We start from the raw sequence: 22,460 nt of genomic DNA on the forward strand, positions 1-22,460 counted from the left end.
CTCGACCGGGTGGCGGGGACGCGTCGGCCATCGGGAGTAGGTTCACCGCGAGGAGGTGATCACGTGCCCCGGTGGGACGTCCTGGCGGCCATCGGCGCCGGTGGCGCGCTGGGCAGCCTCGCCCGCTACGGCCTCTCCGTGGCGCTCCCGCACGCCCGCGGCGAGTTCGCCGTCGCGACCCTGCTCACCAACGTCCTCGGCTGCCTGCTCATCGGCGTCCTGATGGCGCTGCTGACCACCACCGCGCGCCCCCACCACCTGCTCCGGCCGTTCCTCGGCGTCGGGATCCTCGGCGGCTTCACGACGTTCTCCACGTTCGTGACCGACACCCTCGACGCGGCGACGACCGGGCGGATACTGGCTTCGCTCGCCTACGTGCTGGCGTCGGTGGTGTTCTGCCTCGCGGCGGTGACCGCCGGCCTGACGGCGACCCGCGCGATCCGGAAGGGACGCTGATGGAAGGCCCCGCGACGCGCCTGACGATCTACATCGGCGAAGACGACCACTGGCACCACAAGCCGCTCTACCACGAGATCGTCCGCCGGGCCCGCGACGCGGGACGCGCGGGCGCCTCGGTGCTCCGCGGCGTCGAAGGCTACGGCGCGTCGTCGCTGATCCACACGACGCGGATCCTCTCGCTGTCGGAGGACCTGCCGGTGGTCATCGTGATCATCGACCGCGAGGAGAAGCTGCGCGCGTTCCTGCCGCAGCTGGACGAGCTGATTGGCGAGGGCCTGGTGACGCTCGACCAGGTCGAGGTGGTCCGCTACGTGGGGCGGACGGAGTGACGCCGGTCCTGGTGGCCATCGGCGGGGCGGCGGGGTCGATCCTGCGCTACCTGACCGACCGGCGGGTCCAGGCGTGGCGCGACTCGCCGTTCCCGTTCGGGACGCTGACGGTGAACGTCGTGGGATCGTTCATCCTGGGCTTCCTGAGCGGCTGGCTCCTGCACGGCGCGGAGCCGTCGTCGGTGCGCGCGCTGGTGGCGGTGGGCTTCTGCGGCGGCCTCACGACGTTCTCGACGTTCGGCTACGAGACCGTCCGGCTGTTCCTGGAGAAGACGCGGCTGTACGCGGTGCTGAACGTCCTGGTGACGGTGATCGCGGGCTTGGCTTCGGGCGCACTCGGGTTGCTCCTCGCGACCGCGGTCTTCGCCTAGCGGTCCGGCCGTCCGAGCCGCCGCTGCACCCGGCCGAGGGCCTCCTCCAGCCGCCCGGCCCGGCCGCCTTCCCTCTCGGCGCGGCGTTCGACCTTCCACTCCACGTACTCGACGAGCGGGATGTCCGGCCACTTGCGCTTCACCTTGCGGCGCTTCCCCAGCAACCGCAGCTCGGCCGCTTCGGCGCGGACCTCGTCCGGGTTGCCGGTCGCCGCCCGCAGCGCCGAGCTTTCCCGTGCCCGACTGGTGCGCCGCGCGAACGCCTTGCTGCGCGCCAGGTTCTTGCGTGACGACTTGTCGTTCTCGCCGTACGCGTCGCGCCGGTCCTTGAGGTAGCTGAGCCGCTTCTTCTCCTGCGGCGTCTTCCGTCTCACCCGTCCTCCTCCGGCGCCCAGGAAACACCCGGGCGCCGGAGGCGGCAACGGAATATCAGCGCGGCGCCAGGCCGCGCACCTGCTCGAAGGGGTCCCCGCCGGTCGGCAGCAGCGCGATGATCGGCGTCGTCAGCCCGTTGTCCACATAGGACTGCACCTGTTCCCGGCACGACTCCACGCTGCCGTGGATCACCAGCTCGTCGACGACCGAGTCCGGGATCACCTGGTTCGCCTTCTGCCGGTCCCCGGCCGCCCACGCCTCGTGCATCGGGGCCAGCGCCTCGCCGCGGCCGAGCCACTCGTGGAACGCCGCGTACACCGGGACCGTCAGGTAGCTCGAGATCAGCATCCGACCCAGGCCGCGCGCCGCCTCGGCGTCTTCCGTGGGGCAGACGAAGATGCGGGCCGCCAGCTCGATGTCCGGACCCACCACCGACCGCACCCGGGGCACGTCCGAAGCCGCCAGCCAGTTCGTGATCGCGCCGTCGGCCTCGCGAGCCGCGAGGCGAAGCATGCCCGGGCGCAACGCCGCCAGCATGATCGACGGCGGCGGGTCGGCCGGGCGCTCCAGCCGGAACTTCGACACCGCGAACGTGTCGTACTTCTCGGTGACCTTCTCCCCCGCCAGCGCCGACCGCAGGAACCGCAGCGTGTCCCGCGTCCGCGCGAACGGCTCTTCGAAGGAGGCCGCGTTCCACTGGGAGACGATCACCGGGGACGACGCGCCGATGCCGAGGACGAACCGGCCGGGCGCCAGCTCCGCGACCGTCGCCGCCTGCATCGCCAGCAGCCCCGGGCCGCGCGTGTACACCGGGACGATCGCCGTGCCGAGGCGCAGCTGCGGCGCCCACTGCGAAGCCAGCACCAACGGCGTGAACGCGTCGGTCCCCGCCGTCTCCGCCGTCCACGCGTCGGTGTAGCCCAGGTCCGGCAGCTGCTCGACCAGCTCGCGGTGCGCCGTCAGCGGCACCCCGGTCAACGGGATCGTGAGGCCCCAGCGGCTCATGCGTTCTCCTTGTCCACGGCGGAAAGCTCGCGCAGCAGCCAGTCCACCTGCGTGCGCATCAGGTTCTCCGCGACCTCTTCGGCCTGCGGTGTCATGTGGGTGGCGCCCGCCAGCGGCAGGAAGACGTGCGGCCGCCCCTTCGCCAGCAACGCCGACGACAGCCGCAACGAGTGCGCGACGAACACGTTGTCGTCGGCCAGCCCGTGCACGATCAGCAGCGCGCGGCTCAATTCCGCAGCGCTCTCGATCAGCGAGTTGTGCGCGTAACTCTCGGCTTCGTCCTGCGGTTTGCCCAGGTACCGCTCGGTGTAGTGCGTGTCGTACAACGACCAGTCGGTGACCGGCGCGCCCGCGACCGCCGCGTGGAACACGTCCGGCCGGCGCAGCACCGCCAGCGCCGACAGGTAGCCGCCGTAGGACCAGCCCCGGATCGCGACACGCTCCACGTCCAGCTCCGGGAACTGAGCGGACGCCGCTTGCAGCGCGTCCACCTGGTCCTGCAAGGTGACGTCGGCGAGGCGGCCGTGGATCTCACGCTCCCACACCGCGCCGCGGCCCGGTGTGCCGCGGCCGTCCGCGACGAGCACCGCGAAGCCCTGGTCGGCCAGCCACTGTGACGTCAGGAAGGCGTTGCGGCTCTGCAGGACGCGCTGGGCGTGCGGGCCGCCGTACGGGTCGAGCAGCACCGGCAGCTTGCCCTCGCTCGGCTCGTAGCCGCGCGGCAGGAGCAGCGCCGCGCGCAGCCCCCGCTCCCCCAGCGTCAGCCAGGTCAGGTTGGGCACGATGTCCGGGTCCACAGTGGACGCCTCGATCGACGCCACCGGCGAGCCGTCGCGCAGCACCGAGACCCGAGGCCCGCTGTGTTCGAGGCTCCACGACGAAAGCACGGTGACCGCCGCATTCCCGGAGCCGTGGTGCACGCCGTCCACAGTGGACAGACGGCGGATCGACGCGCCCTCGGTCCGGAACACGTGGATCTGCGTCGGGTCGTCTTCGGAGGCGCTGAACAGGATCTCCTCGCCGACGTCGAGGACGGCGCGCAGCTGCAGCCCGGCCGGCGTGACGGCCTCGCCGCCGACGAACAGCCGGTGGTCGCCGTCCACCATGCCCTCGACGACCAGGCGGCCGTCGGGCGTCCACGCCGGGACGCCGCCGACGATGTCGATCCAGTGCTGGTCGGACGCGGTGTGCAGCACCGACGTCGAGCCGTCGGCGACGTCCAGGGCCAGGACGTCCATCCGCTTCTGGTCGCGCGGCTGCACGGCGAGCAGCGGCGCGCCGCCGGCCGACCAGTGCACCGAGGCCAGGTACTCCCACTCCCCCGGCGCGACGTCCACGCGGGAGCCGTCGAGGCCGAGCACGGAAAGCGAAACCAGCGCGTTCGTGGTGCCCGCGGCCGGGTACGCGACGACGTTGGCCGGGTTCTGCGGGTTGGCCGGGTCGGCGATGGTCCAGCGCGGCACCGGGCCGCGGTCGGAACGCTCGGCGAGGACGCTCCGGCCGTCCGGGGCCCACCAGTAGCCGCGGGTGCGGTCCATCTCCTCGGCCGCGATGAACTCGGCGAGGCCCCAGGCGATGTCCTCGCCGTCTTCCTCGACGAGCACGCGGTCGTCGCCGGTGGCCAGCTCCATGACGTGCAGCCGCCGGTTCTGCACGTACGCGACGTGCGTGCCGGTCGGGTTCGGCCGCGGGTCGATGACGGCGCCGTCGACACGCAGTGTCACCTCGCCGGACGCGAGGTCCAGGGTGTAGAGCTTGCCCGAGAGCGAGAACGCGGCGACCGTGAAGCCCGCGTCGACTCCGTAGTGGACGACGCCACCGCCGGTTTCGCGGGCGCGTTCGCGCCGCGCGCGCTCCTCGGCGGGCAGCTCCTCCTCGCCGGGCAGCAGCTCGGCGGCGTCGACCAGCTTCGTCTCGGCGCCGGTCGCGAGGTCGGCCGACCAGAGGCTGTGCCGGGGGTCGGTGCCCGACTCCGCGCGCAGGAACAGCACGCGCGAGGCGTCCGGGGCGACCCGGAACTCCTTCGGCGCGCCGAGGGTGAAGCGCTGGGTCCGGGCCTGCTTGCGGAGGAACGGGAGGTCGTCGACATCGGTCACGTCCGCACTCTTTCAGACGATCACGCGGGTACGCCAACGCCCTTCAGCTTCGCCAGCTCCTCGGCGACGTCGTAGTCCGGCTCCGGGAACGTCGGCTTCAGCTCCGTGAGGGTTTCGATCAGCAGTTCGGCGACGGCCCAGTTCCGGTACCACTTGTGGTCGGCGGGCACGACGTACCAGGGAGCGTGGGCGGTCGACGTCTTCTTGAAGATGTCGGCGTAGGCCTCCTGGTAGGCCGGCCAGTGCGAGCGCGCCTCGAGGTCGCCCGGGTTGTACTTCCAGCGCTTCTCGGGCGTCTCCAGCCGGGCCTTCAGCCGCCTGAGCTGCTCTTCCGGCGAGATGTGCAGGAACACCTTGACGACGGTCGTGCCCGTCTCCGTCAGCTCCTGCTCGAAGGCGTTGATCTCGCCGTAGCGGCGGCGGCGCTCGGCCGCGGTCAACAGCCCGGACACCCGCGGGACCAGGATGTCCTCGTAGTGCGAGCGGTCGAAGACGCCGATCTGGCCGGGCTTGGGCAGCTGCTTGCGGATCCGCCACAGGTAGTGGTGGCGCCGCTCGGCCGCGGTGGGCTTCTTGAACGCGGCGTAATGCACGCCCATCGGGTTCACCAGGCCGAGCACGTGCGAGACCGTGCCGCCCTTGCCCGAGGTGTCCATGCCCTGCAGCACCAGCAGCACGCTGCGCTGCCCGCCGCCGACGCCCTCGGCGTAGAGCGCCTCCTGCAGCGCCGACAACCGCTCGCCGGCGCTGTCGAGCTTGGCCAGCGCCTTGGGCTTCTTGCCGGGGCCGACCGGAGTCGAGCCCGGGTCCGGCAGCTCCGCGCCGACGCGCAGCGCGTCCCGGACCCGGCTTCCTGCGTCCTTCTTGGCCATCTCGCGAAGTTACCCGCTCAGGCGGCAGCTTTCTCGGCGAAGAGTTTCAGCAGACCGCCGTGCCCGCCGTCGGTGGACACGCCGTCACGGACCTTCTGCGCGGTTTCGCCGTGCCGCTCGAACTCCCGATGCTCCAGCTCCACGCGCGTACTGCGCGGCCCTTCCTCGATGAACCTGACTTCGATCTCGCTGGCGTGCGCCGGGTCCGGGTCGATCTTCCAGTCGCCGTCGATGCGCCACGACAGGACCACCCGGGCGGGTGGCTCCCAGACGAGCACCTCGCCCCACTGGCATTCGGCGCCGTCGACGGTCTTCTCGTACCAGCGGCCGCCCGGCTTCGGCTCCAGGACAGCCTCGGCGAGGTCGGCTTCGCCCAGGTGGTGCTCGCGCGGCCACCAGCTGTCGAAGGCCTCGGTGTAGGTCTTGAAGGCGTGCTCGCGCGAGCAGGCGACGGTGATCGTCTTGCGGATCGGTTCCAGGGTCATGACTGCTCCTCTTCGGTGGATCCCGTGGGTTCGGTGGCTTCGGCGTGCTCGGCGAACGAGCGCAGCGCGTCCGACCACATCCGGTCGAGGTAGGCGCGCACCGCGGCGATGCCGTCGGGCTCGAGGCGGTAGAGCCGCTTCGTGCCCTCGGCCCGGTCCGCGACCAGGCCGGCTTCTTTGAGCACCTTCAGGTGCTGGGAGACGGCCGGGCGGCTGATCGGCAGGTCCGCGGCCAGCTCGCCGACCGCGCGCGGCCCGGCGCGGAGCGCTTCGACGATCGCGCGCCGCGACGGGTCGGCCAGCGCGGCCAGCTGGTCGCTTCCGTAAGTCGCCACGAACCGTAAGTTACGGCTTACCAACGGGCTCGTCAACCGCCGCGCACTGTTTCGGGGGTGTTACCCGCGGATTGCGCAACGAAAGACGGGTGAAAGCAACGATTCCCGGCTGAACTCTGCGTCTTCTGCCTTTAACCTGAACGCATGACGACGTTCGCCGGCCGGGAGACCGCCGCCCCCACCGCCGCGAGCTTCATCGAGCTCGACGAGCGGTGGAGCACGCACAACTACCACCCCCTGCCCGTCGTGATCGCGGAAGCTTCCGGAGCTTCGGTGACCGACGTCGAAGGCCGCTCCTACCTGGACTTCCTGTCCGGCTACTCGGCCCTGAACTTCGGCCACCGCCACCCGGACCTGGTCGCCGCCGCCGTGGACCAGCTCGGCCGCGTCACGCTGACGTCGCGGGCGTTCCACCACGACCAGCTGGGCCTGTTCTGCCGCGAGCTGGCCGAGCTGACCGGCACCGAGCTGGTGCTGCCGATGAACTCCGGCGCCGAAGCCGTCGAGTCCGCGGTCAAGATCGCCCGGAAGTGGGCGCACCGGGTCAAGGGCGTACCGGACGGCACCGCCGAGATCATCGTCGCCGGCTCGAACTTCCACGGCCGGACGACGACGATCGTGTCCTTCTCGACCGACGAGACCGCGCGCGCCGACTTCGGCCCGTTCACGCCGGGCTTCGTCACGGTGAAGTACGGCGACGCCGCCGCACTGCGCGATGCGATCACCCCGCGCACCGCCGCGGTGCTGCTGGAGCCGGTGCAGGGCGAGGCCGGCGTGATCGTGCCGCCGGAGGGCTACTTCGCCGACGTCCGCGCGGCCTGCGACGAACACGGCGTGCTGCTGATCGCCGACGAGATCCAGTCCGGCCTGGCCCGCACGGGCACGGTGCTGGCGCTGGACCACGAAGGCGTCCGCGCGGACGTGTACACCCTCGGCAAGGCCCTCGGCGGCGGCATCATGCCGGTGTCCGCGGTGGTCGGCCGCCGCGACGTGCTGGGCGTGCTGAAGCCGGGCGAGCACGGCTCGACGTTCGGCGGCAACCCCCTGGCCTGCGCGATCGGCCGCGCGGTGGTCAAGCTCCTCGCCACGGGCGAGTTCCAGCAGCGCTCGACGGAGCTGGGCGCGCACCTGCACGCACGGCTGAACTCGCTGATCGGCCACGGGTTGTCCGAGGTCCGCGGCCGCGGCCTGTGGGCGGGCCTCGACATCGCCCCGGGCGGGCCGTCGGGCCGCGAGGCGTCGGAAGCCCTGGCCGGGCGCGGCGTGCTGTGCAAGGAGACGCACGAGCGCACGCTGCGCGTGGCGCCGCCGCTGGTGATCACCCGCGAGGAGCTGGACCGCGGCATCGACGCGATCGCCGAGGTCATCCGCCCCTGAGACGCCGGATGCCGCCGGGTGAGCCTCCCGCCCCGGCGGCATCCGGAGCACAACTCGCCGAACCGGCCGGCCGTCCGCGCCCGACGACGATCGGGCGCGGAGACTGGCCCTTCTTTGCCGCCGTGGTGCGGCAGCCGCGCCGCCCCCGCCGCCATGGCGCGGCAGCCCTCGCACCCCCGCCGCCGTGTCGCGGCAGCCCGCGCCACCCCCGCCGCCGTGGTGCGGCGGCCCTCGCCACCCCGCCGCCATGTCGCAGCAGCCCTCGCCACCCCGCCGCCATGTCGCAGCAGCCCTCGCAACCCCGCCACCGTGTTGCGACAGCCCTCGCAACCCCACCGCCGTGGTGCGGCAGCCCCGCCACCCCGCCGCCATGTCGCGGCAGCCCGCCCCACCCCGGTCGAACGCCCTCCCCGTCCCCCAGCCCGCGCAGCCCGGCCGGGCGACCACCCTCGCCGCCGGGAGCAGAACGTCCCCTTCGGACGTTGTGCCCGGTATGGGATTCGCGGAGCGCCCGCTGGTGGGCACGAACAGCGTCACACCGGCCGAGCTGTACGAGCAGGGGAAACAGCTCCGGGAGAAGCTCCCGGTCACCGCGCACGACCACGAGGCCGCCGGGGCGGGCCGGCCGAGCGCGAACCAGTACTTCGACGCCAGCAACGCGGGCCGTCTGCCGGAGCTGGTCGAACTCCGGCGCGAGCGCATGTCGGCGTCGCCGTTCACCTTCTTCCGCGGCGCCGCCGGGCTGATGGGCGCCGACCTCGCCGGGACGCCGGGCTCCGGGCTGACCGCCCAGCTCTGCGGCGACGCCCACGCCGCCAACTTCGGGCTCTACGGCACGCCCGAGGGCAAGATCGTGATGGACATCAACGACTTCGACCAGACCGTCCCGGGCCCGTGGGAGTGGGACCTCAAGCGGCTCGCCGCCAGCCTCGTGCTCGCCGGGCGCGAGGGCGGCATCGGCGAGGCCGGCTGCCGCGAGGCCGCCGAAGACGCCGTGAAGTCCTACCGGCGGACCATCCGCGCGCTGGCCGATCTACCGTTCCTGCGGTCGTGGAACGCGTTGCCGGACTCGTCGGTGCTGTCGAAGGCCCGCGCGGACGAGCTGATCGACGACTTCGCCGACGCCGCCGAGAAGGCCCGCAAGAACGACAGCGCGAAGGTCGCCGCGAAGTGGACCGAGCGCGTCGACGACCACGAGACCGGCTTGGCGCGCCACCGGTTCGTCGAGGACCCGCCGGTCCTCACGCACGTCGACGAGAAGACCGCCGAAGCCGTCGCCGCCGGATTGGTGTCCTATGTGGACACTCTGCGCGAGTCGCGGCGGACGCTGATCGAGCGGTACCGGATCGCCGACGTCGCCTTCCGCGTGGTCGGGACGGGCAGCGTCGGGCTGCGCAGCTACGTCGCCCTGCTGCACGGAAACGACGACGAAGACCTGGTCCTGCAGGTGAAGCAGGCGGCGAAGCCCGCGCTGGCGCCGTACCTCGACCTGCCGCCGGCGGACCACGAAGGACAGCGCATCGTCGACGGCGCCCGGCTGGTCCAGGCCGAGACGGACATCCTGCTGGGCTGGACCACGATCGACGGCGTCCCGTACATCGTGCGCCAGTTCCGCAACCTCAAGGGCGACATCGACCCGGCGGAGCTGGAGAAGGACCACCTCGACGACTACGGCCGACTGGCCGGCGCACTGCTGGCCCGAGCCCACACGCGCTCGCTGCACCCGAAGCTGCTGGCGGGGTATTTCGCCGACGACTCCGAATTGGACGAAGCCATGGGCGCGTACGCCGTGCGGTACGCCGACCGCACGGAAGCCGACCACGCCGCTTTCACCCGGCGCTGAACAGTTCGACGACGTCGGCGGCGCAGCCCCACGCCAACGTGATCCCCGCCCCGCCGTGCCCGTAGCAGTGCACGACCTCACCGGTTCGCTCCAGCCGCACCACCGGCCGGAACGGGCGCAACCCCACCGCCGACCGCAGCACCTCCGCGCCCGCCAACGCCGGCACCAGCTCGCGGCACCGGAGCACGATGTCCGCCGTCACGCCCGGGTTCGGGACCGTGTCTCCGCGGCCCGGCTCCTCCGTTCCGCCGCACACCACGTGGCCGCCGTGCGGGATGACGTACGTCACGCCCGGGCCCCTCTCGTCCACCACGAACTCCGGCAGGCCCGGGTCGGCCAGGTGCACGACCTGGCCGCCGATCGGGACCATCGAACCGTCGCCCGCCAACGGGCCCGCGCCCAGGCCCGCCGCGTTCACCAACGGACCCAGGCTCGCCAGCGAAGTCAGCGACCGGTGTTCGACCCGCACGCCCAGTGCGACCACCTGCGCCAGCAGCCACTGCAGGTACACCGGCGTGTCGGCCAGCGCCGTCGTGAACACCAGCTGGTCGCCGTCGCGGACCGGGTCGATCATCGCCCGGAGCCACTGCGGCTCCGGCTCCCCTGGCGCCGGCAGGACGCGGCCGCGGCGGAACCGCACCCCCGGCGCCTCCTGCGCCCGCAGGACGGCCAGGGTCTCCGCCGTCCAGCGCGCGATCCGCTTGTCCGGGCGGCGCACCGGCGGGTACAGCACCCCGCCCGCCACCGCCGACGTCGACTCCCCCGGGCCGGCCGCCGCGACGACCGTCACGTCGTGGCCCGCCCCGGCCAGCCGGTACGCGCAGCTCAGGCCGATGATCCCGGCCCCCGCCACCGTGATGCGCATTCCCGCATCGTGGCAGACAGCCGCACGACGGAGTCGCGGCTACCCTCGCGCGGGTGAGGACGATGTGGGTGCCGGCCGCGGTCTGCGGGCTGCTCGCGCTGCTGCTGGGACTGCCGTTCGCCGGCGGGTCCACCCCGGGCGCGATCGACGCCGTGGTCGCCGGGTGGACGGCGCACCTGAGCCCCGGCGTACTGCGCGCGCTGGTCTTCCCGACCGAGCCGTACGTCGTGTGCGCGCTCGGCGCCCTCGCCGTCGTCCTGTGCCTGCGCGCGGGCCGGAAACGGGAGGCCGTGCTCGCGCTCGCCGTGCCGCTGCTGGCGGTCCTGCTGACCGCCGTCCTGCTCAAACCGCTGTACGACCGGTGGAAGAACGACACCCTCGTATACCCGAGCGGCCACACCGTGAGCCTGGTCGCGGTGCTGACCGTGCTCGTGCTCGTCACGCGCAAGGCGTTCGTGGTGGTACTGAGCGCGCTGGCGCTGCTCGCCGCCGCGGCCGGGCTGGTCGGCCTCGGCTACCACTACCTCACCGACGTCGCCGGCGGCACGCTGTTCGCGGTCGCCGTCGTGCTTCTCATGTGGCCGGCGCCGCGTCCCGCGCCAGCGCCGTCAGCCGGCTGACCGCGCGCAGGTACTTCTTGCGGTAGCCGCCGTTCACCATCTCCTCGGTGAACAGCGCCGGCAGCGGCTCGCCGGAGACGACCACCGGAATGGCCCGGTCGTAGAGCCGGTCGGCGAACGCGACCAGCCGCAGTGCCACGTTCTGGTCCGGCGCCGGGTGGATGTCCCGCAGGTGCACCCGGGTGACGCCGTCGAGCAGCCGCCCGTACCGGGAAGGGTGCAGCGAAGCCAGGTGCTCGACCAACGCGTCGAAGTCGTCCACAGTGGACCCTTCGTGGGCCGCGACGGACTCTTCGAGGACCTCCGGCGAAACCGGCGGCGGCGCGTCCGGCAGGCCGCGGTGGCGGTAGTCCGGGCCGTCGACGCGCACGACGCCGAACCGGGCCGAGAGCGTCTGGATCTCGCGCAGGAAGTCTTCGGCGGCGAACCGGCCTTCGCCGAGCTTCTCCGGGAGGGTGTTCGACGTCGCCGCGACGTGGACGCCCGCGTCCATCAGCTCCTGCAGCAGCCGCGTGACCAGCGTGGTGTCGCCCGGGTCGTCCAGTTCGAACTCGTCGATGGCCAGGATCCGGTGCTCCGACAGGCGCCGCACGGCCTCGGCGAAGCCCAGCGCGCCGACCAGGTGCGTCAGCTCGACGAACGTCCCGTACGCCTTGGGCGAGGGCGCCGCGTGCCACGTCGAGGCGAGCAGGTGGGTCTTGCCGACGCCGAACCCGCCGTCGAGGTAGAGCCCCATCGGCCGGGCCGGCTCGGACGAGCCGCCGAAGAGCTTGAAGCGCTTCTTCTCCTTGCGCGCCCCGACCTTGGCGGCGAACGCCGAGCAGGACTCCACCGCGGCGGCCTGGCTGGGCTCGTCCGGGTTGGGAATGTACGTCTCGAACCGGACGGCGTCGAAGCGCGGCGGGGGCACCAGAGCGCCGATCAGCTCGTCGGAAGACAGCTCGGGACGGCGGTCGGTGAGGTGCGCGGGCATGGTCGCAGAGCCTAACGGCGCGGCTGACCCCACCGGGTGGCGATGTCCCCCGGTCGAGACGCACTTCACGCCCGTGCTGGGATTGTCGGCGTGCGGAGTGTGTGGCCCTCTACGACGGGCGAGCTGACCGGAGTCGACCTGGAAGAGATCTACGCCTACCCGAAGGACCTCGACCGCCCGTGGGTGCAGGTCAACTTCGTCGCCTCGGCCGACGGCGCCGTCGAGGTCGACACGACCTCCGCCGGGCTGTCGCACGCCGCCGACCGCAAGGTCTTCCTGCTCGGGCGCGACCTCGCCGACGTGATCCTGGTCGGCGCCGGCACCGCCCGCGCCGAGGACTACCGCGGCGTGGTCGCGGGCCCGAAACGCCTCGACCGCCGTCGCCGGCTCGGCTTCGACACCGTCCCGCCGATCGCCGTCGTGACGCGCACCGCGGACCTCGACCCCGCGTCCCGGCTGTTCACCGAGACCGTCGTGCCCCCGATCGTGGTGACCACGGAGACCGCCGAGACCGGACCGCTGGAGGAAGCCGGGGCGGAGATCCTGCGGGCCGGGGACACCGATGTCGACGTCCGGCGCGCGCTGGACCTGCTCGCCGCGCGCGGGCTGCGGCGCGTCGCGTGCGAGGGCGGGCCGCGGCTGTTCGCGCAGCTGGTCGAAGCCGATCTCGTCGACCAGCTGTGCCTGACGGTCGCGCCGCTGCTCGTGGCCGGTCCCGCGTCGCGGATCGCCGCGGGGCCGGTCGCCGTCCCGCGCCGGCTCGCGCTGGCGTCGATCCTGGTCGAGGACGGCTTCACGCTCCTGCGCTACCGCCGGGACGCCGGGTGAGCGACGACGCCGACCTGGTCTGCCGGGCCGCGGCCGGCGACGACGCCGCGTTCGGCGCGCTCGTGCGGCGGCACACGCCCCGGATGTACCGCGTCGCGCTGCGGATCACGGGCAGCGCGGCCGAAGCCGAGGACGTCGTGCAGGACTCGTGGCTCGCCGCGTGGCGCGCCCTTCCCGGCTTCCGGCACGAATCCGCCGTCTCGACGTGGCTCTACCGCGTGGTCACCAACAGCGCCCTCGCGCTCCTGCGCCGCCGCCGTCCGACGGTGTCGCTCGACGAGCCCGCCGATCGGTCCACTGTGGACACGGCGCTGCTCGCCGCCGCCGTCCCGGGCCCCGAAGGCCGGGTCGTGCAGGCCGAGGAGGTCGACGCGGTGCTGCGCGCGATCGGCCGGCTGGAGCTCTCGCAGCGGGTGCCGCTGGTGCTGCGCGAGCTGGAGGGGCTGAGCTACGAAGAGGTCGCCGAAGTGCTCGACGTGAACGTCGGTGCCTTGCGTTCCCGGCTGCACCGGGCCAGGGTGGCGCTGCTCGCCGAGTTGAGGGAGCGGTGATGGCCGAGCCACAGGACCCCGAGCGGGACCCCCGCTGGGACGCCGTGCGCGCGGCGGCCCGGCGCCGGGTGCCGACGCCGCCCGGGCTCGTCGAACGCGTGCTGCGGGCCGTCGCGCGCGGCCGCCGGACGGCCGTCGAGGTGCCCGGCGACGACGGTGACCTCCGCGTCGCGGAGAGCGTGGTCACCCGGCTGGCCACGGCGATCGCCGGCGAACGGGCGCCGGACGGGGTGCGGGTTTCGGCCGTCGCGGTCGAGGACGACGCCGTGCAGCTGCTGGTGTCGGTGCGGTTCGGCGTCGCCGCCGACGAAGCCGCCGAAGCGCTGCGGCGGGAGGTCACCGCACAGCTGGCTCGCCACCTCGGGACGCCGGCGACGGTGAACGTGCACGTCGTGGACGTCCACCGGGACTGACGTTCCCCCGATCGGGTGAGCTTCCGTGAGGTTTGGCCGCCCGTGGGCATCGTACGGGCGAGAGACCGCCGCGAGAGGAGCCCGCACGCATGCACCCGGAACGGACCGAAAGCCCCGGCACGGTGACCCCGCTCAACGAGGAAGGCACCGCCGGCCGCACCACCATCTCCTCGCTGGTCGTGCAGAAGGTCGCCGGCCTGGCCACCCGCGAGGTCCCCGGGGTGCACGCCCTGGGCGGCGGCGGGGTGTCGCGCGCGATCGGCGCGCTGCGCGAGCGCATCCCCGGCTCCGGCACGGTGAGCACCACCGGCGTGGCCGTGGAGGTCGGCGAGAAGCAGACGGCGATCGACCTCGACGTGATCGTCGAGTACGGCGCGCGCATCGCCGACGTCGCCCGCGCGGTGCGGCGCAACGTGATCACCGCGGTCGAGCAGATCACCGGCCTCGAGGTCATCGAGGTGAACATCGCGGTCAACGACATCCACCTGCCCGGCGAAGAAGAAGCCGAATCGACGCGGGTGGAATGACCGGGCGCGGCGGGGACGATCCGGCGGGCCGGGCGGCCTTCCGGGCGTTCGTCCGCGCCCACCACCCGGACGTGGGCGGCGACCCGGCGGTGTTCGCCGAAGGCCTGGCCCGGTTCCGCGCCGGGCAGTCCGAAGTGGACTCCCGCTACGACGCCCCGGTGAGCTTCACCGCCCGCCGCCGCGGGTTCGCCGCGCTCGTCGCCCGCTTCCGCCGGCGGCCACCCCGGGTGCGCTGAGGTGCACCTTCCGCACGAAGGACCGTCCAAGGAGGACATGTGAACGCAACGCAGACCGGGCTCCTGGCCGGGCTGATCCTCGGCCTCGCCGCGTCCCAGGGGTTCACCGCGTTCCTGGTGACGCTGGCCGTCGGCATCATCGGCCTGGTCGCCGGCCGGGTCCTCGACGGCGAGCTCGACCTCGGCGAGCTCTTCGGCAAGGGCCGCGACAAGTGAGCCGCGTCCTGGACGTGCCGCGCGAGCTCGCCGAACCGGCCGAGCGCGGCACCCTCACCGTCGGGCACGCCGTGGTGCGCAAGGTCGCCCAGCACGCCGCCGACCAGGTCCCCGGCACCGCGACCGACGGCAAGAAGGGCGCCAAGGCGAAGGTCGGCGGGCTCGACAACGACGTCGACCTCGCGCTGGACCTCGCCCTGCAGTACCCCGCGCCGGTGCGGACCGTCGTCGGGGTCGTGCGCGAGAAGGTCACCGAAGAGGTCGAGCTGCTCACCGGCTACCACGTGCGGACTCTCGCCGTGACGGTGTCCGCGCTGCGGCCCGCGGTGGCGCCGAGGGTGCGGTAGCCGTGCGCCTGGTCGTCCGCCTCCTGTCGACCCTGCTCGGCCTGGCCTTCGCCGCCGCCGGGGCGGTGCTCGCCCTGGAAGTCGGCTGGCACTGGTGGCGCCCGGCCGCGGGCCCGCTGCTGGTGCCGTGGCCGCGCTGGCAGGCGCAGCTCGCGTCGCTGGGCTGGGACGCCTACGTGGTACGCGTCGGTGCCGGCGTGCTCGCCGCCGCGGGCCTTGTCCTGCTGCTGTGCGCACTGGCCGCCGGCAACCGCGCGGTCCGGCTGACCGACCCGGCCGGCGAGGTGAGCGTCTCGACGTCGCCACGCTCGCTGGCCCGGCTGGTCGGGCTCACCGTGCGCGCGCAGGACAACGTCGCCGGCGCGACGGTCACCGCGAGCGCCCGCCGCGTCCGCGTCCGCGCGAAGAGCACCCTCGAAACCGAAGGCGAGCTGCGGCCGCGGCTGCTGGAAACCGTGTCCGCGCTGCTCGACGACGTCCCCCTCGCGCGGCGGCCGAAGGTGTCGGTCGTCGTCGACTCCCCGAAGGACCGCCGATGAGCAAGTCGGTCGCCGCGAAGGCGCTGTCCAGGTCGTACGCGGGCGAACGCGCGTGGGTGTTCCTCGTCGGGCTGCTGGCCCTGCTCGGCGGCGCGCTGGCCCTGGTGGTCGGCTTCGGCGTGCTGGGCGAGTTCCGCGGCCGCCGGCCGCTGCTCGACCCGATGGCGCTCGACTGGCTCGGCGGCCACGCCACGCCCGCCCGGATCGCCGCCATCGTGCTCGGGATCCTGCTGCTCGTGGCCGGCCTGCGCGGCACCGTGCGCTCGCTGCGCCCGGAGCCGCGGCCCGACCTGGACCTCGACCGCACCGAGGGCGCCGAACTGGTCGTCACCGCCGCCGCGATCTCCGGCGCGGTCCAGGCCGACGCCGAACAGCTCGACGGCGTGAGCCGCGCCCGGGTCCGCGCCGTCGGCTCCCGGACGTCTCCCGCGTTGCGCATCACCCTGTGGCTGCACGAGGGCACCGACCTCAAGAGCGTCTGGGAAGACCTCGACGCCCGCGTGCTGACCAGGGCCCGGGACTCGCTCGGCCTCGACGTCCTGCCCACGGCCGTCCGCCTGGAGCTCGACACGAGCACGGCGAAACGCGTGCGCTGAACGGCGTCTTTCCGCAGAATGCCCGCATGCCCCTACCGCTGCAGCCGCCGCTGAAGCCGATGCTCGCCAAGCCCGCGAAGGCCATCCCGGACTCCGGGGGCCTGCTGTTCGAACCGAAGTGGGACGGCTTCCGCTGCATCGTCTTCAAGGACGGCGACGAGCTGTACCTGCAGTCCCGCGCGGAAAAGCCGCTCAACCGGTACTTCCCGGAAGCCGTCGCGCGGCTGCTGGAGACGCTGCCGCCGCGGGTCGTGCTGGACGGCGAGCTCGTCGTCGCGCGCGGCGGGCGGCTGGACTTCGACGCCCTCACCGAGCGCATCCACCCGGCCGAAAGCCGCATCACGCTGCTGGCGGCCGAGCAGCCCGCCGAGTTCGTCGCCTTCGACGTCCTCGCCCTCGACGACGAGTCCCTGCTCGACGAGCCGACGTCGGCGCGCCGCGAGCGGCTCGTCGACCTGGCCGGCGACCGCTTCCCGCTGACCCCGGCGACCACCGACCCGGACACCGCGCGGCACTGGTTCGAGCTCTTCGAGGGCGCGGGCCTCGACGGCGTCATCGGCAAGCCCCTCGACGAGCCGTACACGCCCGGCAAGCGGGTGATGGTCAAGTACAAGCACCTGCGCACCGCGGACTGCGTGCTCGCCGGGCTGCGCTGGCACGTCGACGGCGGCCCCGGCGAGCTCGTCGGTTCCTTCCTGTTGGGCCTGCACGACGACAAGGGCGTGCTGCACCACGTCGGCACGGTCGGCTCGTTCCCCAAGGAACGCCGTCGCGAACTCGCCGAGGAGCTGGCGCCGCTGGTCACCGACGGCGAAGACCACCCGTGGGGCGGCCGCGCGACCGGCGAGGCCCAGCGGATCCCCGGCGGCGTCACGCGCTGGCGCGCCACCGAGCACGAATGGGTGCCGCTGCGGCCCGAGCGCGTCGTCGAGGTCGCCTACGAGAACACCGAAGGCGGCATGCCGTCGCGCTTCCGGCACAACGCGCGGTTCAAGCGCTGGCGCCCCGACCGCGAACCCGCGTCCTGCGACTACAGCCAGCTCGACGAGCCCGCCCGCTACGACCTCGACGCCGTGTTCCGCGGCCAGGTCGTGCGGACCCGCTAACCCTCGTCCCACACCGGCCGTGCGAAGCTCGGCACCACCCTGCCTGTGATCTACGTGAGGACCTCGCCCGTGCGCCGCCGCCGTACCCGTCTCCTGGTCGCGCTGCTCGCCCTGGCCTCCGCCGCGGGCTGCGCCGCGGGGCCGTCGGTCCGCCCGGCGCTCGTGGAGAACGACGGGAAGACGACACCCGCGTCGCCCACCGGCACCCCGCCGGTGCCGCTGCCGCCGCTGGCCGAGCCGCAGTCGCCGTCGCTGCGGTGGGCCGACTGCGACGACGACACCCGGCAGCGGATCGGCACCCCGGCCGTGCCGGACAGCCTGCACTTCACCTGCGCCCGCGTCACCGCGCCGCTCGACGCGCCCGGCGAGGCCCGGCGGTCGGTGGTGCGGCTGCTGGCGCTGAAGGTGGGCACCGGGCCGATCCCGCTGGTCGTGGTCAACGACGTCGACGGCGAGCCGGGCACGGTGTACGCCGCGCGGCTGGCCGCGACCTTGCCGCCGGCGTTCCTGGAGAAGTTCTCGCTGGTCGGGCTGGACCGGCGCGGCACCGGGCTCTCCGGCCCGGTCCAGTGCGTGCCGCCGGACATCCGGCACGACCTGATCGACGCCGACCCGGGGCAGGGCGACCTGCAGGGCGTGCTGGACGCGGCGCGCAAGGCCGGTCAGCAGTGCGCGATCGAGCTGGACGACTCCCAGACCGCGCTGGACAGCTGGCGCGGCGCCGGCGACCTCGAAGAGCTGCGGAAGGCGCTGGGTTCGGACCGGCTCAACGCGCTCGGCCGCGGCGACGGCTCGAAGCTGCTGTCCGAGTACGCCGTGCGCTTCCCCGGTCAGGTCGGCCGGATGGTGCTCGACGGCGTCCCCGACCCGGGCCCGGACACCGCGGCGGTGCTCGACGCCGTCGCCGCCGGCGCCCAGACGACGTTGGACGCGTTCGCCGCCGACTGCGCGGCCCGCAGATGCGCCCTGGGCGACCCGAAGGCGGCCCTGGCGGCGCTCACCGGGCAGCTGCGGACCGCGCCGCCGATGACCGACGACGCCGTCGCGTTCGGGCCCGGGGTGGCGATGTACGCGGTCTACTCGGGACTTTCGCAGCGCTCGCGGTGGCCGGAGCTGGCCGACGCGATCGTGGCGGCGCGGGGCGGGAACATCGCGCCGCTGGCGGCGTTCGCGGCGCCGGCGCTGCACGACTCGCGCGCGCAGCCGTCCCGGCTGGACGCGACGATCGCGACCCGCTGCAACGACAGCCAGACGCGGCTTTCGTCCGACCAGCTCGACCAGGTCGTCGCCGGGATGCGGACGAAGTACCCGCAGTTCGGCACGGTCGTCGCCCAGCAGCTGGCGTGGTGCGGGCCGTGGCCGGTCCGCACCGAGCCGCTGCCCCCGGCGGGCGCGACGGGCGCGCCGCCGATCCTGGTGACGGCGACAGCGGCCGACCCGGTGACCCCGCAGGTGGGCAGCACCCGCGCGGCGGACCAGATGCCGACGGCGGTGACGATCACCTGGCAGGGCGCGGGCCACGGCGCGGTGGGCACGTCCCCGTGCGTCACGGAGGCCGCCCGGGCGTTCCTCGTGGACGGCAAGGTCCCGGCCGACGGCACCCTCTGCCCCGCCTGACCCCCTCGTGAGTGGGAAACCGGGTTCCCCACTTACGAGCGAGCGTCACTGGCGGTAGGACTCCACCTCGGAGACCGGGCGGGCCTGCGCGTCGTCGGGGTTCTCGTGGAACTCCGACTTGGCGCGCCGCTGGCGGAGCAGGTCCCAGCACTGGTCGAGCTGCTGCTCGACCGTGGTGAGGCGGTCCTTGTCGCCGCCGCTCAGCCCCACGCCGACCGAGCGCGACCGGAGTTCGTGCTCCTCCGCGATCAGCTCGTCGATCCGGCCCAGGATTTCGCCGTCGGCCATGTGTCCTCCTCTTCACGGGTGCTCGGTGCAGACGCTACCCCGGACCCGGGAATTCCCGCCGCGCCCACTTCGTTGACCAGGGCATGAGCACCGTTGAGCTGACTGCCGAGAACTTCGACCAGACGGTAAACGACCACGAGTTCGTCCTGATCGACTTCTGGGCGAGCTGGTGCGGACCGTGCCGCCAGTTCGCGCCGGTCTACGAGAAGGCGTCCGAGAAGCACGACGACATCGTGTTCGCGAGCGTCGACACCGAAGCGCAGCAGCAGCTCGCCGCCGCCTTCGACGTCCGCTCCATCCCGACGCTGGCCATCATCCGCGACAAGACGCTGATCTACGCCCAGCCCGGCGCGCTGCCCGAGCCCGCCCTCGAAGAGCTCATCAAGCAGGCTCGCGAGGTCGACATGGACGAGGTCAAGCGCAAGGCCGCCGAAGCCGAGGCCGAACAGGCCTGACCACCACCACACGACGAAGGCCGCCCCGCGGGGCGGCCTTCGTCGTGTTCAGGAGCGGGTCGCGAGCCCGCGCAGGAAGAACGCCAGGTTCGCCGGGCGCTCGGCCAGCCGCCGCATGAAGTAGCCGTACCACTCGTCGCCGTAGGGCACGTAGACGCGCATGCGCGAGCCCGACGCGGCGATCCGTGCCTGCTCCTCCGGCCGGATGCCGTAGAGCATCTGGAACTCGTGGTCGTCGTCCTCGCGGCCGTTCTCCGCGGCCAGCGCGGCGGCGATCTCGATCATCCGCGGGTCGTGCGAGGCGACCATCGGGTAGCCCTGCCCGGCCATCAGGACGCGCAGGCAGCGGACGTAGGACTTGTCCACATCGGACTTCCCCTGGAACGCCACCGACTCCGGCTCGGCGTACGCGCCCTTGCACAGCCGCACGCGCGAACCCGGGCCCGACAGCTCCCGGCAGTCCTGCTCGGTGCGGCGCAGGTAGGCCTGCAGCACCGCGCCGACCCACGGGTACTCGCCGCGCAGCTCGCGCAGGATGCCGAGCGTCGAGTCCGTGGTGGTGTGGTCCTCCATGTCGAGCGTCACGGTCGCGCCGACCGCCTCGGCCGCCGCGCAGATCTTCCGCGCGTTCTCCAAGGCGACGTCCTCGCCGTTCGCCGGCAGGAACTGGCCCACCGCGGACAACTTCACCGAAACGTCGGCCCCTTCGGCCAGCCCTTCGGCCGCCAGCGCCGACAAAACGGCTTCGTAGGCCGCGACGGTCGCCGCCGCCTGCGCGGCGTCGGTCGTGTCCTCGCCCAGGTGGTCGAGGGTGATCCGCCGGCCGTCCGCGGCCAGTTCCCGGGCCACGCGGACGGCTTCGGCGGTCTCGGACCCGGCCACGAACCGGCGCACCACGGACCGCGTGGCGGGCACGGCCTCGACCAGCCGCCGGATGCCCTTCGAGCGGGCAGCGGCGAGCAACGGGGCACGCAACATGACGGTCTCCCCTCTCAGCCCTGGTGCGGGTAGCGCACGGAGGTCGGCGGGACGAAGGTCTCCTTGATGGAGCGCGGGCTGGTCCAGCGCTGCAGGTTGAAGATCGATCCGGCCTTGTCGTTGGTGCCCGAGGCCCGCGCGCCGCCGAACGGCTGCTGGCCGACGACGGCCCCGGTCGGCTTGTCGTTGACGTAGAAGTTGCCCGCGGCGAACCGCAGCGCCTCGGACGCCTTCGCCACGGCCGTGCGGTCGTTGGCGATGATCGCGCCGGTCAGGGCGTACGCGGCGGTCTCGTCGACGAGCTTGAGCACGGCGTCGAAGTCGCCGTCCTCGTAGACGTGCACCGACAGGATCGGGCCGAAGTACTCCGTCGAGAAGATCTCGTGCTTCGGGTTGTCCGAGACGAGGATCGTCGGCTGGACGAAGAAGCCGTCTTCGTCGTCGGCGGTGCCCCCGGTGAGGACTTCCACCGAAGCGTCGCTCTTGACGCGCTCGAACAGCTCCGCGTGCTTGGTGAACGCGCGCCGGTCGATCACCGCGCCGCCGAAGTGCGAGAGGTCGGTGACATCGCCGTAGGACAGCGCCTCGGTCTCGGAGACGAGACCGTCCTTCACCTGGCTCCAGACGCTGCGTGGGATGTAGGCGCGCGAAGCGGCGGAGCACTTCTGGCCCTGGTACTCGAAGGCGCCGCGGACGAGCGCGGTGCGCAGGACGTCGACGTCGGCCGACGGGTGCGCGAGCACGAAGTCCTTGCCGCCGGTCTCGCCGACCAGCCGCGGGTAGGAGCGGTAGCCGGCGATGTTCGCGCCGACCGTGGCCCACAGGTGCTGGAACGTCGCGGTCGAGCCGGTGAAGTGGATGCCGGCCAGGTCGCGGTGGGTCAGGGCGACCTCGGAGACGGCCTTGCCGTCGCCCGGCAGCAGGTTGATGACGCCCGGCGGCATACCCGCCTCTTCCAGCAGCCGCATGGTCAGGTGCGCGGCGAACGACTGCGTCGGCGACGGCTTCCACAGGACCGTGTTGCCCATCAGCGCGGGCGCGGTGGGCAGGTTGCCGGCGATCGCGGTGAAGTTGAACGGCGTGATCGCGTAGACGAAGCCCTCGAGCGGGCGGTGCTCCATCCGGTTCCACACGCCCGGCGAGCTGACCGGCTGCTCGGTGAGCACGCGGCGGCCGAACTCGACGTTGAAGCGCCAGAAGTCGGCGAGCTCGCAGGCGGCGTCGATCTCGGCCTGGGTCGCGGTCTTGGACTGGCCGAGCATGGTGGCGGCGTTGAGGGTGGCGCGCCACGGGCCGGTCAGCAGGTCGGCGGCGCGCAGCAGGATCGCGGCGCGGTCGTCGTAGGACAGCGCGCGCCATCCGGGCGCGGCCTTCGCGGCGGCGGCGATGGCGTCGGTCGCGTCCTGCTGGGTGGCGCTGTGGATGGTGCCCAGGACGTGCCGGTGGTTGTGCGGCTGGACGACCTCGATCTTCTCGCCGCCGCCGGGGCGCTGCTCGCCCCCGACGGTGACCGTGAGGTCGACGGGTTCCGCCTGGCCCAGCCGCTTGAGCGCACCCTCGAGTTCCGCGCGCTCAGCGCTGCCCGGCGCGTACGTGAGCACCGGCTCGTTCTTCGGGGCGGGGGTCTGGGTCACGGCGTCCACGGCGGCTCCTCTGCCTTCCACTACGTCCTTGATGCCCCGAACGGTAACTCCGGACACGTCGTGGCGGCTTGTTCGAACGGCTAAAATCGCTCGTATGATCTTGGCCGATCGGATA

29 protein-coding genes are annotated in these 22,460 nt (G+C 73.0%); 18 read left to right on the forward strand and 11 right to left on the reverse strand.

The annotated features are described in order from the left end of the window. The first annotated feature begins 63 nt into the window (after positions 1–63). From ACZ7OH_RS23240 to crcB, 3 genes are read left to right on the forward strand one after another with little or no spacing between them, the layout of a single operon-like run. Complete coding sequence (locus ACZ7OH_RS23240; protein WP_470282672.1) at positions 64–456, forward strand: fluoride efflux transporter FluC; 393 nt, start codon at positions 64–66, stop codon at positions 454–456. Next, on the forward strand, positions 456–788 hold the full coding sequence (locus ACZ7OH_RS23245) for a DUF190 domain-containing protein (protein ID WP_470282673.1): 333 nt from the start codon (positions 456–458) through the stop codon (positions 786–788). Before ACZ7OH_RS23240 ends, ACZ7OH_RS23245 begins: the two co-directional genes overlap by 1 nt. Beyond that, complete coding sequence (gene crcB / locus ACZ7OH_RS23250) at positions 785–1,159, forward strand: fluoride efflux transporter CrcB (protein WP_470282674.1); 375 nt, start codon at positions 785–787, stop codon at positions 1,157–1,159. Before ACZ7OH_RS23245 ends, crcB begins: the two co-directional genes overlap by 4 nt. Here crcB and ACZ7OH_RS23255 read toward each other — a convergent pair. Genes ACZ7OH_RS23255 through ACZ7OH_RS23280 form a run of 6 tightly spaced genes read right to left on the reverse strand, consistent with a single transcriptional unit; the run spans position 1,156 to position 6,327 of the window. After that, positions 1,156–1,533, reverse strand: coding sequence for a hypothetical protein (locus ACZ7OH_RS23255; protein ID WP_470282675.1), 378 nt, complete (start codon positions 1,531–1,533; stop codon positions 1,156–1,158). The genes crcB and ACZ7OH_RS23255 overlap by 4 nt on opposite strands. Before the next feature lie 55 nt (positions 1,534–1,588). Beyond that, positions 1,589–2,539 carry an LLM class F420-dependent oxidoreductase gene (locus ACZ7OH_RS23260; protein ID WP_470282676.1) on the reverse strand — a complete coding sequence of 317 codons (951 nt, stop codon included), beginning with the start codon at positions 2,537–2,539 and terminating at the stop codon, positions 1,589–1,591. Continuing rightward, positions 2,536–4,635 carry a S9 family peptidase gene (locus ACZ7OH_RS23265; protein ID WP_470282677.1) on the reverse strand — a complete coding sequence of 700 codons (2,100 nt, stop codon included), beginning with the start codon at positions 4,633–4,635 and terminating at the stop codon, positions 2,536–2,538. The genes ACZ7OH_RS23260 and ACZ7OH_RS23265 overlap by 4 nt, the downstream gene beginning before the upstream one ends. Before the next feature lie 20 nt (positions 4,636–4,655). Further along, positions 4,656–5,507, reverse strand: coding sequence for a polyphosphate kinase 2 family protein (locus tag ACZ7OH_RS23270; protein ID WP_470282678.1), 852 nt, complete (start codon positions 5,505–5,507; stop codon positions 4,656–4,658). A gap of 17 nt (positions 5,508–5,524) precedes the next feature. After that, complete coding sequence (locus tag ACZ7OH_RS23275; protein ID WP_470282679.1) at positions 5,525–5,992, reverse strand: SRPBCC family protein; 468 nt, start codon at positions 5,990–5,992, stop codon at positions 5,525–5,527. Beyond that, positions 5,989–6,327 carry an ArsR/SmtB family transcription factor gene (locus ACZ7OH_RS23280; protein ID WP_470282680.1) on the reverse strand — a complete coding sequence of 113 codons (339 nt, stop codon included), beginning with the start codon at positions 6,325–6,327 and terminating at the stop codon, positions 5,989–5,991. Before ACZ7OH_RS23280 ends, ACZ7OH_RS23275 begins: the two co-directional genes overlap by 4 nt. 144 nt (positions 6,328–6,471) lie before the next feature. Here ACZ7OH_RS23280 and rocD point away from each other — a divergent pair, with 144 nt between their 5' ends. Further along, a complete protein-coding gene (gene rocD, locus ACZ7OH_RS23285; RefSeq protein ID WP_470282681.1) occupies positions 6,472–7,704 on the forward strand; it encodes an ornithine--oxo-acid transaminase in 1,233 nt (410 codons plus the stop codon). A 493-nt stretch (positions 7,705–8,197) separates the two neighbouring features. Beyond that, complete coding sequence (locus tag ACZ7OH_RS23290) at positions 8,198–9,547, forward strand: DUF2252 domain-containing protein (RefSeq protein ID WP_470282682.1); 1,350 nt, start codon at positions 8,198–8,200, stop codon at positions 9,545–9,547. Here the strand turns inward: ACZ7OH_RS23290 and ACZ7OH_RS23295 are convergent. Continuing rightward, complete coding sequence (locus ACZ7OH_RS23295) at positions 9,534–10,412, reverse strand: FAD-dependent oxidoreductase (protein WP_470282683.1); 879 nt, start codon at positions 10,410–10,412, stop codon at positions 9,534–9,536. The two genes, ACZ7OH_RS23290 and ACZ7OH_RS23295, sit on opposite strands and share 14 nt — an antisense overlap. A 62-nt stretch (positions 10,413–10,474) precedes the next feature. Between ACZ7OH_RS23295 and ACZ7OH_RS23300 the strand changes: the two genes are divergently transcribed. Next, positions 10,475–11,032 (forward strand): phosphatase PAP2 family protein, encoded by a 558-nt coding sequence (locus ACZ7OH_RS23300; RefSeq protein WP_470282884.1) that lies wholly within the window; start codon positions 10,475–10,477, stop codon positions 11,030–11,032. Here ACZ7OH_RS23300 and zapE read toward each other — a convergent pair. Next, positions 10,986–12,005 (reverse strand): cell division protein ZapE, encoded by a 1,020-nt coding sequence (gene zapE / locus ACZ7OH_RS23305; RefSeq protein ID WP_470282684.1) that lies wholly within the window; start codon positions 12,003–12,005, stop codon positions 10,986–10,988. The two genes, ACZ7OH_RS23300 and zapE, sit on opposite strands and share 47 nt — an antisense overlap. Before the next feature lie 90 nt (positions 12,006–12,095). On the opposite strand from zapE, the gene ACZ7OH_RS23310 reads away from it, so the two are divergent. From ACZ7OH_RS23310 to ACZ7OH_RS23360, 11 genes are all read left to right on the forward strand, one after another. Continuing rightward, positions 12,096–12,833, forward strand: coding sequence for a pyrimidine reductase family protein (locus ACZ7OH_RS23310; protein WP_470282685.1), 738 nt, complete (start codon positions 12,096–12,098; stop codon positions 12,831–12,833). After that, positions 12,830–13,384: an RNA polymerase sigma factor gene (locus ACZ7OH_RS23315; protein ID WP_470282686.1), complete on the forward strand. Its 555-nt coding sequence runs from the start codon at positions 12,830–12,832 to the stop codon at positions 13,382–13,384. Before ACZ7OH_RS23310 ends, ACZ7OH_RS23315 begins: the two co-directional genes overlap by 4 nt. Next, entirely contained in the window at positions 13,384–13,797 is a 414-nt protein-coding gene (locus ACZ7OH_RS23320; protein WP_470282687.1) for an Asp23/Gls24 family envelope stress response protein, read from the forward strand. The genes ACZ7OH_RS23315 and ACZ7OH_RS23320 overlap by 1 nt, the downstream gene beginning before the upstream one ends. Positions 13,798–13,886: 89 nt before the next feature. After that, complete coding sequence (locus tag ACZ7OH_RS23325; RefSeq protein WP_400889839.1) at positions 13,887–14,324, forward strand: Asp23/Gls24 family envelope stress response protein; 438 nt, start codon at positions 13,887–13,889, stop codon at positions 14,322–14,324. Further along, positions 14,321–14,560 (forward strand): hypothetical protein, encoded by a 240-nt coding sequence (locus tag ACZ7OH_RS23330; RefSeq protein ID WP_470282688.1) that lies wholly within the window; start codon positions 14,321–14,323, stop codon positions 14,558–14,560. Before ACZ7OH_RS23325 ends, ACZ7OH_RS23330 begins: the two co-directional genes overlap by 4 nt. Before the next feature lie 39 nt (positions 14,561–14,599). Further along, on the forward strand, positions 14,600–14,776 hold the full coding sequence (locus ACZ7OH_RS23335) for a hypothetical protein (RefSeq protein ID WP_086674141.1): 177 nt from the start codon (positions 14,600–14,602) through the stop codon (positions 14,774–14,776). Next, positions 14,773–15,123: an Asp23/Gls24 family envelope stress response protein gene (locus ACZ7OH_RS23340; protein ID WP_470282689.1), complete on the forward strand. Its 351-nt coding sequence runs from the start codon at positions 14,773–14,775 to the stop codon at positions 15,121–15,123. Before ACZ7OH_RS23335 ends, ACZ7OH_RS23340 begins: the two co-directional genes overlap by 4 nt. A gap of 2 nt (positions 15,124–15,125) precedes the next feature. Beyond that, positions 15,126–15,662, forward strand: a complete 537-nt coding sequence (locus ACZ7OH_RS23345) for a DUF6286 domain-containing protein (protein ID WP_470282690.1) — start codon at positions 15,126–15,128, stop codon at positions 15,660–15,662. Beyond that, entirely contained in the window at positions 15,659–16,258 is a 600-nt protein-coding gene (locus ACZ7OH_RS23350) for an Asp23/Gls24 family envelope stress response protein (protein ID WP_470282691.1), read from the forward strand. Before ACZ7OH_RS23345 ends, ACZ7OH_RS23350 begins: the two co-directional genes overlap by 4 nt. 26 nt (positions 16,259–16,284) lie before the next feature. After that, complete coding sequence (locus ACZ7OH_RS23355) at positions 16,285–17,364, forward strand: ATP-dependent DNA ligase (RefSeq protein ID WP_400889829.1); 1,080 nt, start codon at positions 16,285–16,287, stop codon at positions 17,362–17,364. A gap of 69 nt (positions 17,365–17,433) precedes the next feature. Next, the gene (locus ACZ7OH_RS23360) at positions 17,434–18,981 is read left to right on the forward strand and encodes an alpha/beta hydrolase (RefSeq protein WP_470282692.1); all 1,548 of its coding nucleotides are present in this window, start codon (positions 17,434–17,436) and stop codon (positions 18,979–18,981) included. A 45-nt stretch (positions 18,982–19,026) separates the two neighbouring features. On the opposite strand, the gene ACZ7OH_RS23365 is transcribed toward ACZ7OH_RS23360, so the two are convergent. Then, positions 19,027–19,269, reverse strand: coding sequence for a DUF2630 family protein (locus ACZ7OH_RS23365; protein WP_470282693.1), 243 nt, complete (start codon positions 19,267–19,269; stop codon positions 19,027–19,029). 83 nt (positions 19,270–19,352) lie between these two features. On the opposite strand from ACZ7OH_RS23365, the gene trxA reads away from it, so the two are divergent. Beyond that, positions 19,353–19,724 carry a thioredoxin gene (trxA, locus tag ACZ7OH_RS23370; RefSeq protein WP_470282694.1) on the forward strand — a complete coding sequence of 124 codons (372 nt, stop codon included), beginning with the start codon at positions 19,353–19,355 and terminating at the stop codon, positions 19,722–19,724. A 48-nt stretch (positions 19,725–19,772) separates the two neighbouring features. On the opposite strand, the gene ACZ7OH_RS23375 is transcribed toward trxA, so the two are convergent. Both ACZ7OH_RS23375 and pruA read right to left on the reverse strand, forming a co-directional pair. Then, complete coding sequence (locus ACZ7OH_RS23375; protein WP_470282695.1) at positions 19,773–20,702, reverse strand: proline dehydrogenase family protein; 930 nt, start codon at positions 20,700–20,702, stop codon at positions 19,773–19,775. A 14-nt stretch (positions 20,703–20,716) separates the two neighbouring features. Further along, a complete protein-coding gene (gene pruA / locus ACZ7OH_RS23380) occupies positions 20,717–22,345 on the reverse strand; it encodes an L-glutamate gamma-semialdehyde dehydrogenase (protein ID WP_470282696.1) in 1,629 nt (542 codons plus the stop codon). Positions 22,346–22,460: the final 115 nt, after the last annotated feature.

The organism is Amycolatopsis sp. NPDC114478 (assembly GCF_055633805.1).

Bases quoted from the DNA above. Each gene is read 5' to 3' on its own strand.
- ACZ7OH_RS23245 (WP_470282673.1), top strand. From the start codon at position 456: ATGGAAGGCCCCGCGACGCGCCTGACGATCTACATCGGCGAAGACGAC.
- ACZ7OH_RS23260 (WP_470282676.1), bottom strand. From the start codon at position 2,539: ATGAGCCGCTGGGGCCTCACGATCCCGTTGACCGGGGTGCCGCTGACG.
- ACZ7OH_RS23270 (WP_470282678.1), bottom strand. From the start codon at position 5,507: ATGGCCAAGAAGGACGCAGGAAGCCGGGTCCGGGACGCGCTGCGCGTC.
- ACZ7OH_RS23275 (WP_470282679.1), bottom strand. From the start codon at position 5,992: ATGACCCTGGAACCGATCCGCAAGACGATCACCGTCGCCTGCTCGCGC.
- rocD (WP_470282681.1), top strand. From the start codon at position 6,472: ATGACGACGTTCGCCGGCCGGGAGACCGCCGCCCCCACCGCCGCGAGC.
- ACZ7OH_RS23290 (WP_470282682.1), top strand. From the start codon at position 8,198: ATGGGATTCGCGGAGCGCCCGCTGGTGGGCACGAACAGCGTCACACCG.
- ACZ7OH_RS23295 (WP_470282683.1), bottom strand. From the start codon at position 10,412: ATGCGCATCACGGTGGCGGGGGCCGGGATCATCGGCCTGAGCTGCGCG.
- ACZ7OH_RS23300 (WP_470282884.1), top strand. From the start codon at position 10,475: ATGTGGGTGCCGGCCGCGGTCTGCGGGCTGCTCGCGCTGCTGCTGGGA.
- zapE (WP_470282684.1), bottom strand. From the start codon at position 12,005: ATGCCCGCGCACCTCACCGACCGCCGTCCCGAGCTGTCTTCCGACGAG.
- ACZ7OH_RS23320 (WP_470282687.1), top strand. From the start codon at position 13,384: ATGGCCGAGCCACAGGACCCCGAGCGGGACCCCCGCTGGGACGCCGTG.
- ACZ7OH_RS23325 (WP_400889839.1), top strand. From the start codon at position 13,887: ATGCACCCGGAACGGACCGAAAGCCCCGGCACGGTGACCCCGCTCAAC.
- ACZ7OH_RS23330 (WP_470282688.1), top strand. From the start codon at position 14,321: ATGACCGGGCGCGGCGGGGACGATCCGGCGGGCCGGGCGGCCTTCCGG.
- ACZ7OH_RS23350 (WP_470282691.1), top strand. From the start codon at position 15,659: ATGAGCAAGTCGGTCGCCGCGAAGGCGCTGTCCAGGTCGTACGCGGGC.
- ACZ7OH_RS23355 (WP_400889829.1), top strand. From the start codon at position 16,285: ATGCCCCTACCGCTGCAGCCGCCGCTGAAGCCGATGCTCGCCAAGCCC.
- ACZ7OH_RS23365 (WP_470282693.1), bottom strand. From the start codon at position 19,269: ATGGCCGACGGCGAAATCCTGGGCCGGATCGACGAGCTGATCGCGGAG.
- trxA (WP_470282694.1), top strand. From the start codon at position 19,353: ATGAGCACCGTTGAGCTGACTGCCGAGAACTTCGACCAGACGGTAAAC.
- ACZ7OH_RS23375 (WP_470282695.1), bottom strand. From the start codon at position 20,702: ATGTTGCGTGCCCCGTTGCTCGCCGCTGCCCGCTCGAAGGGCATCCGG.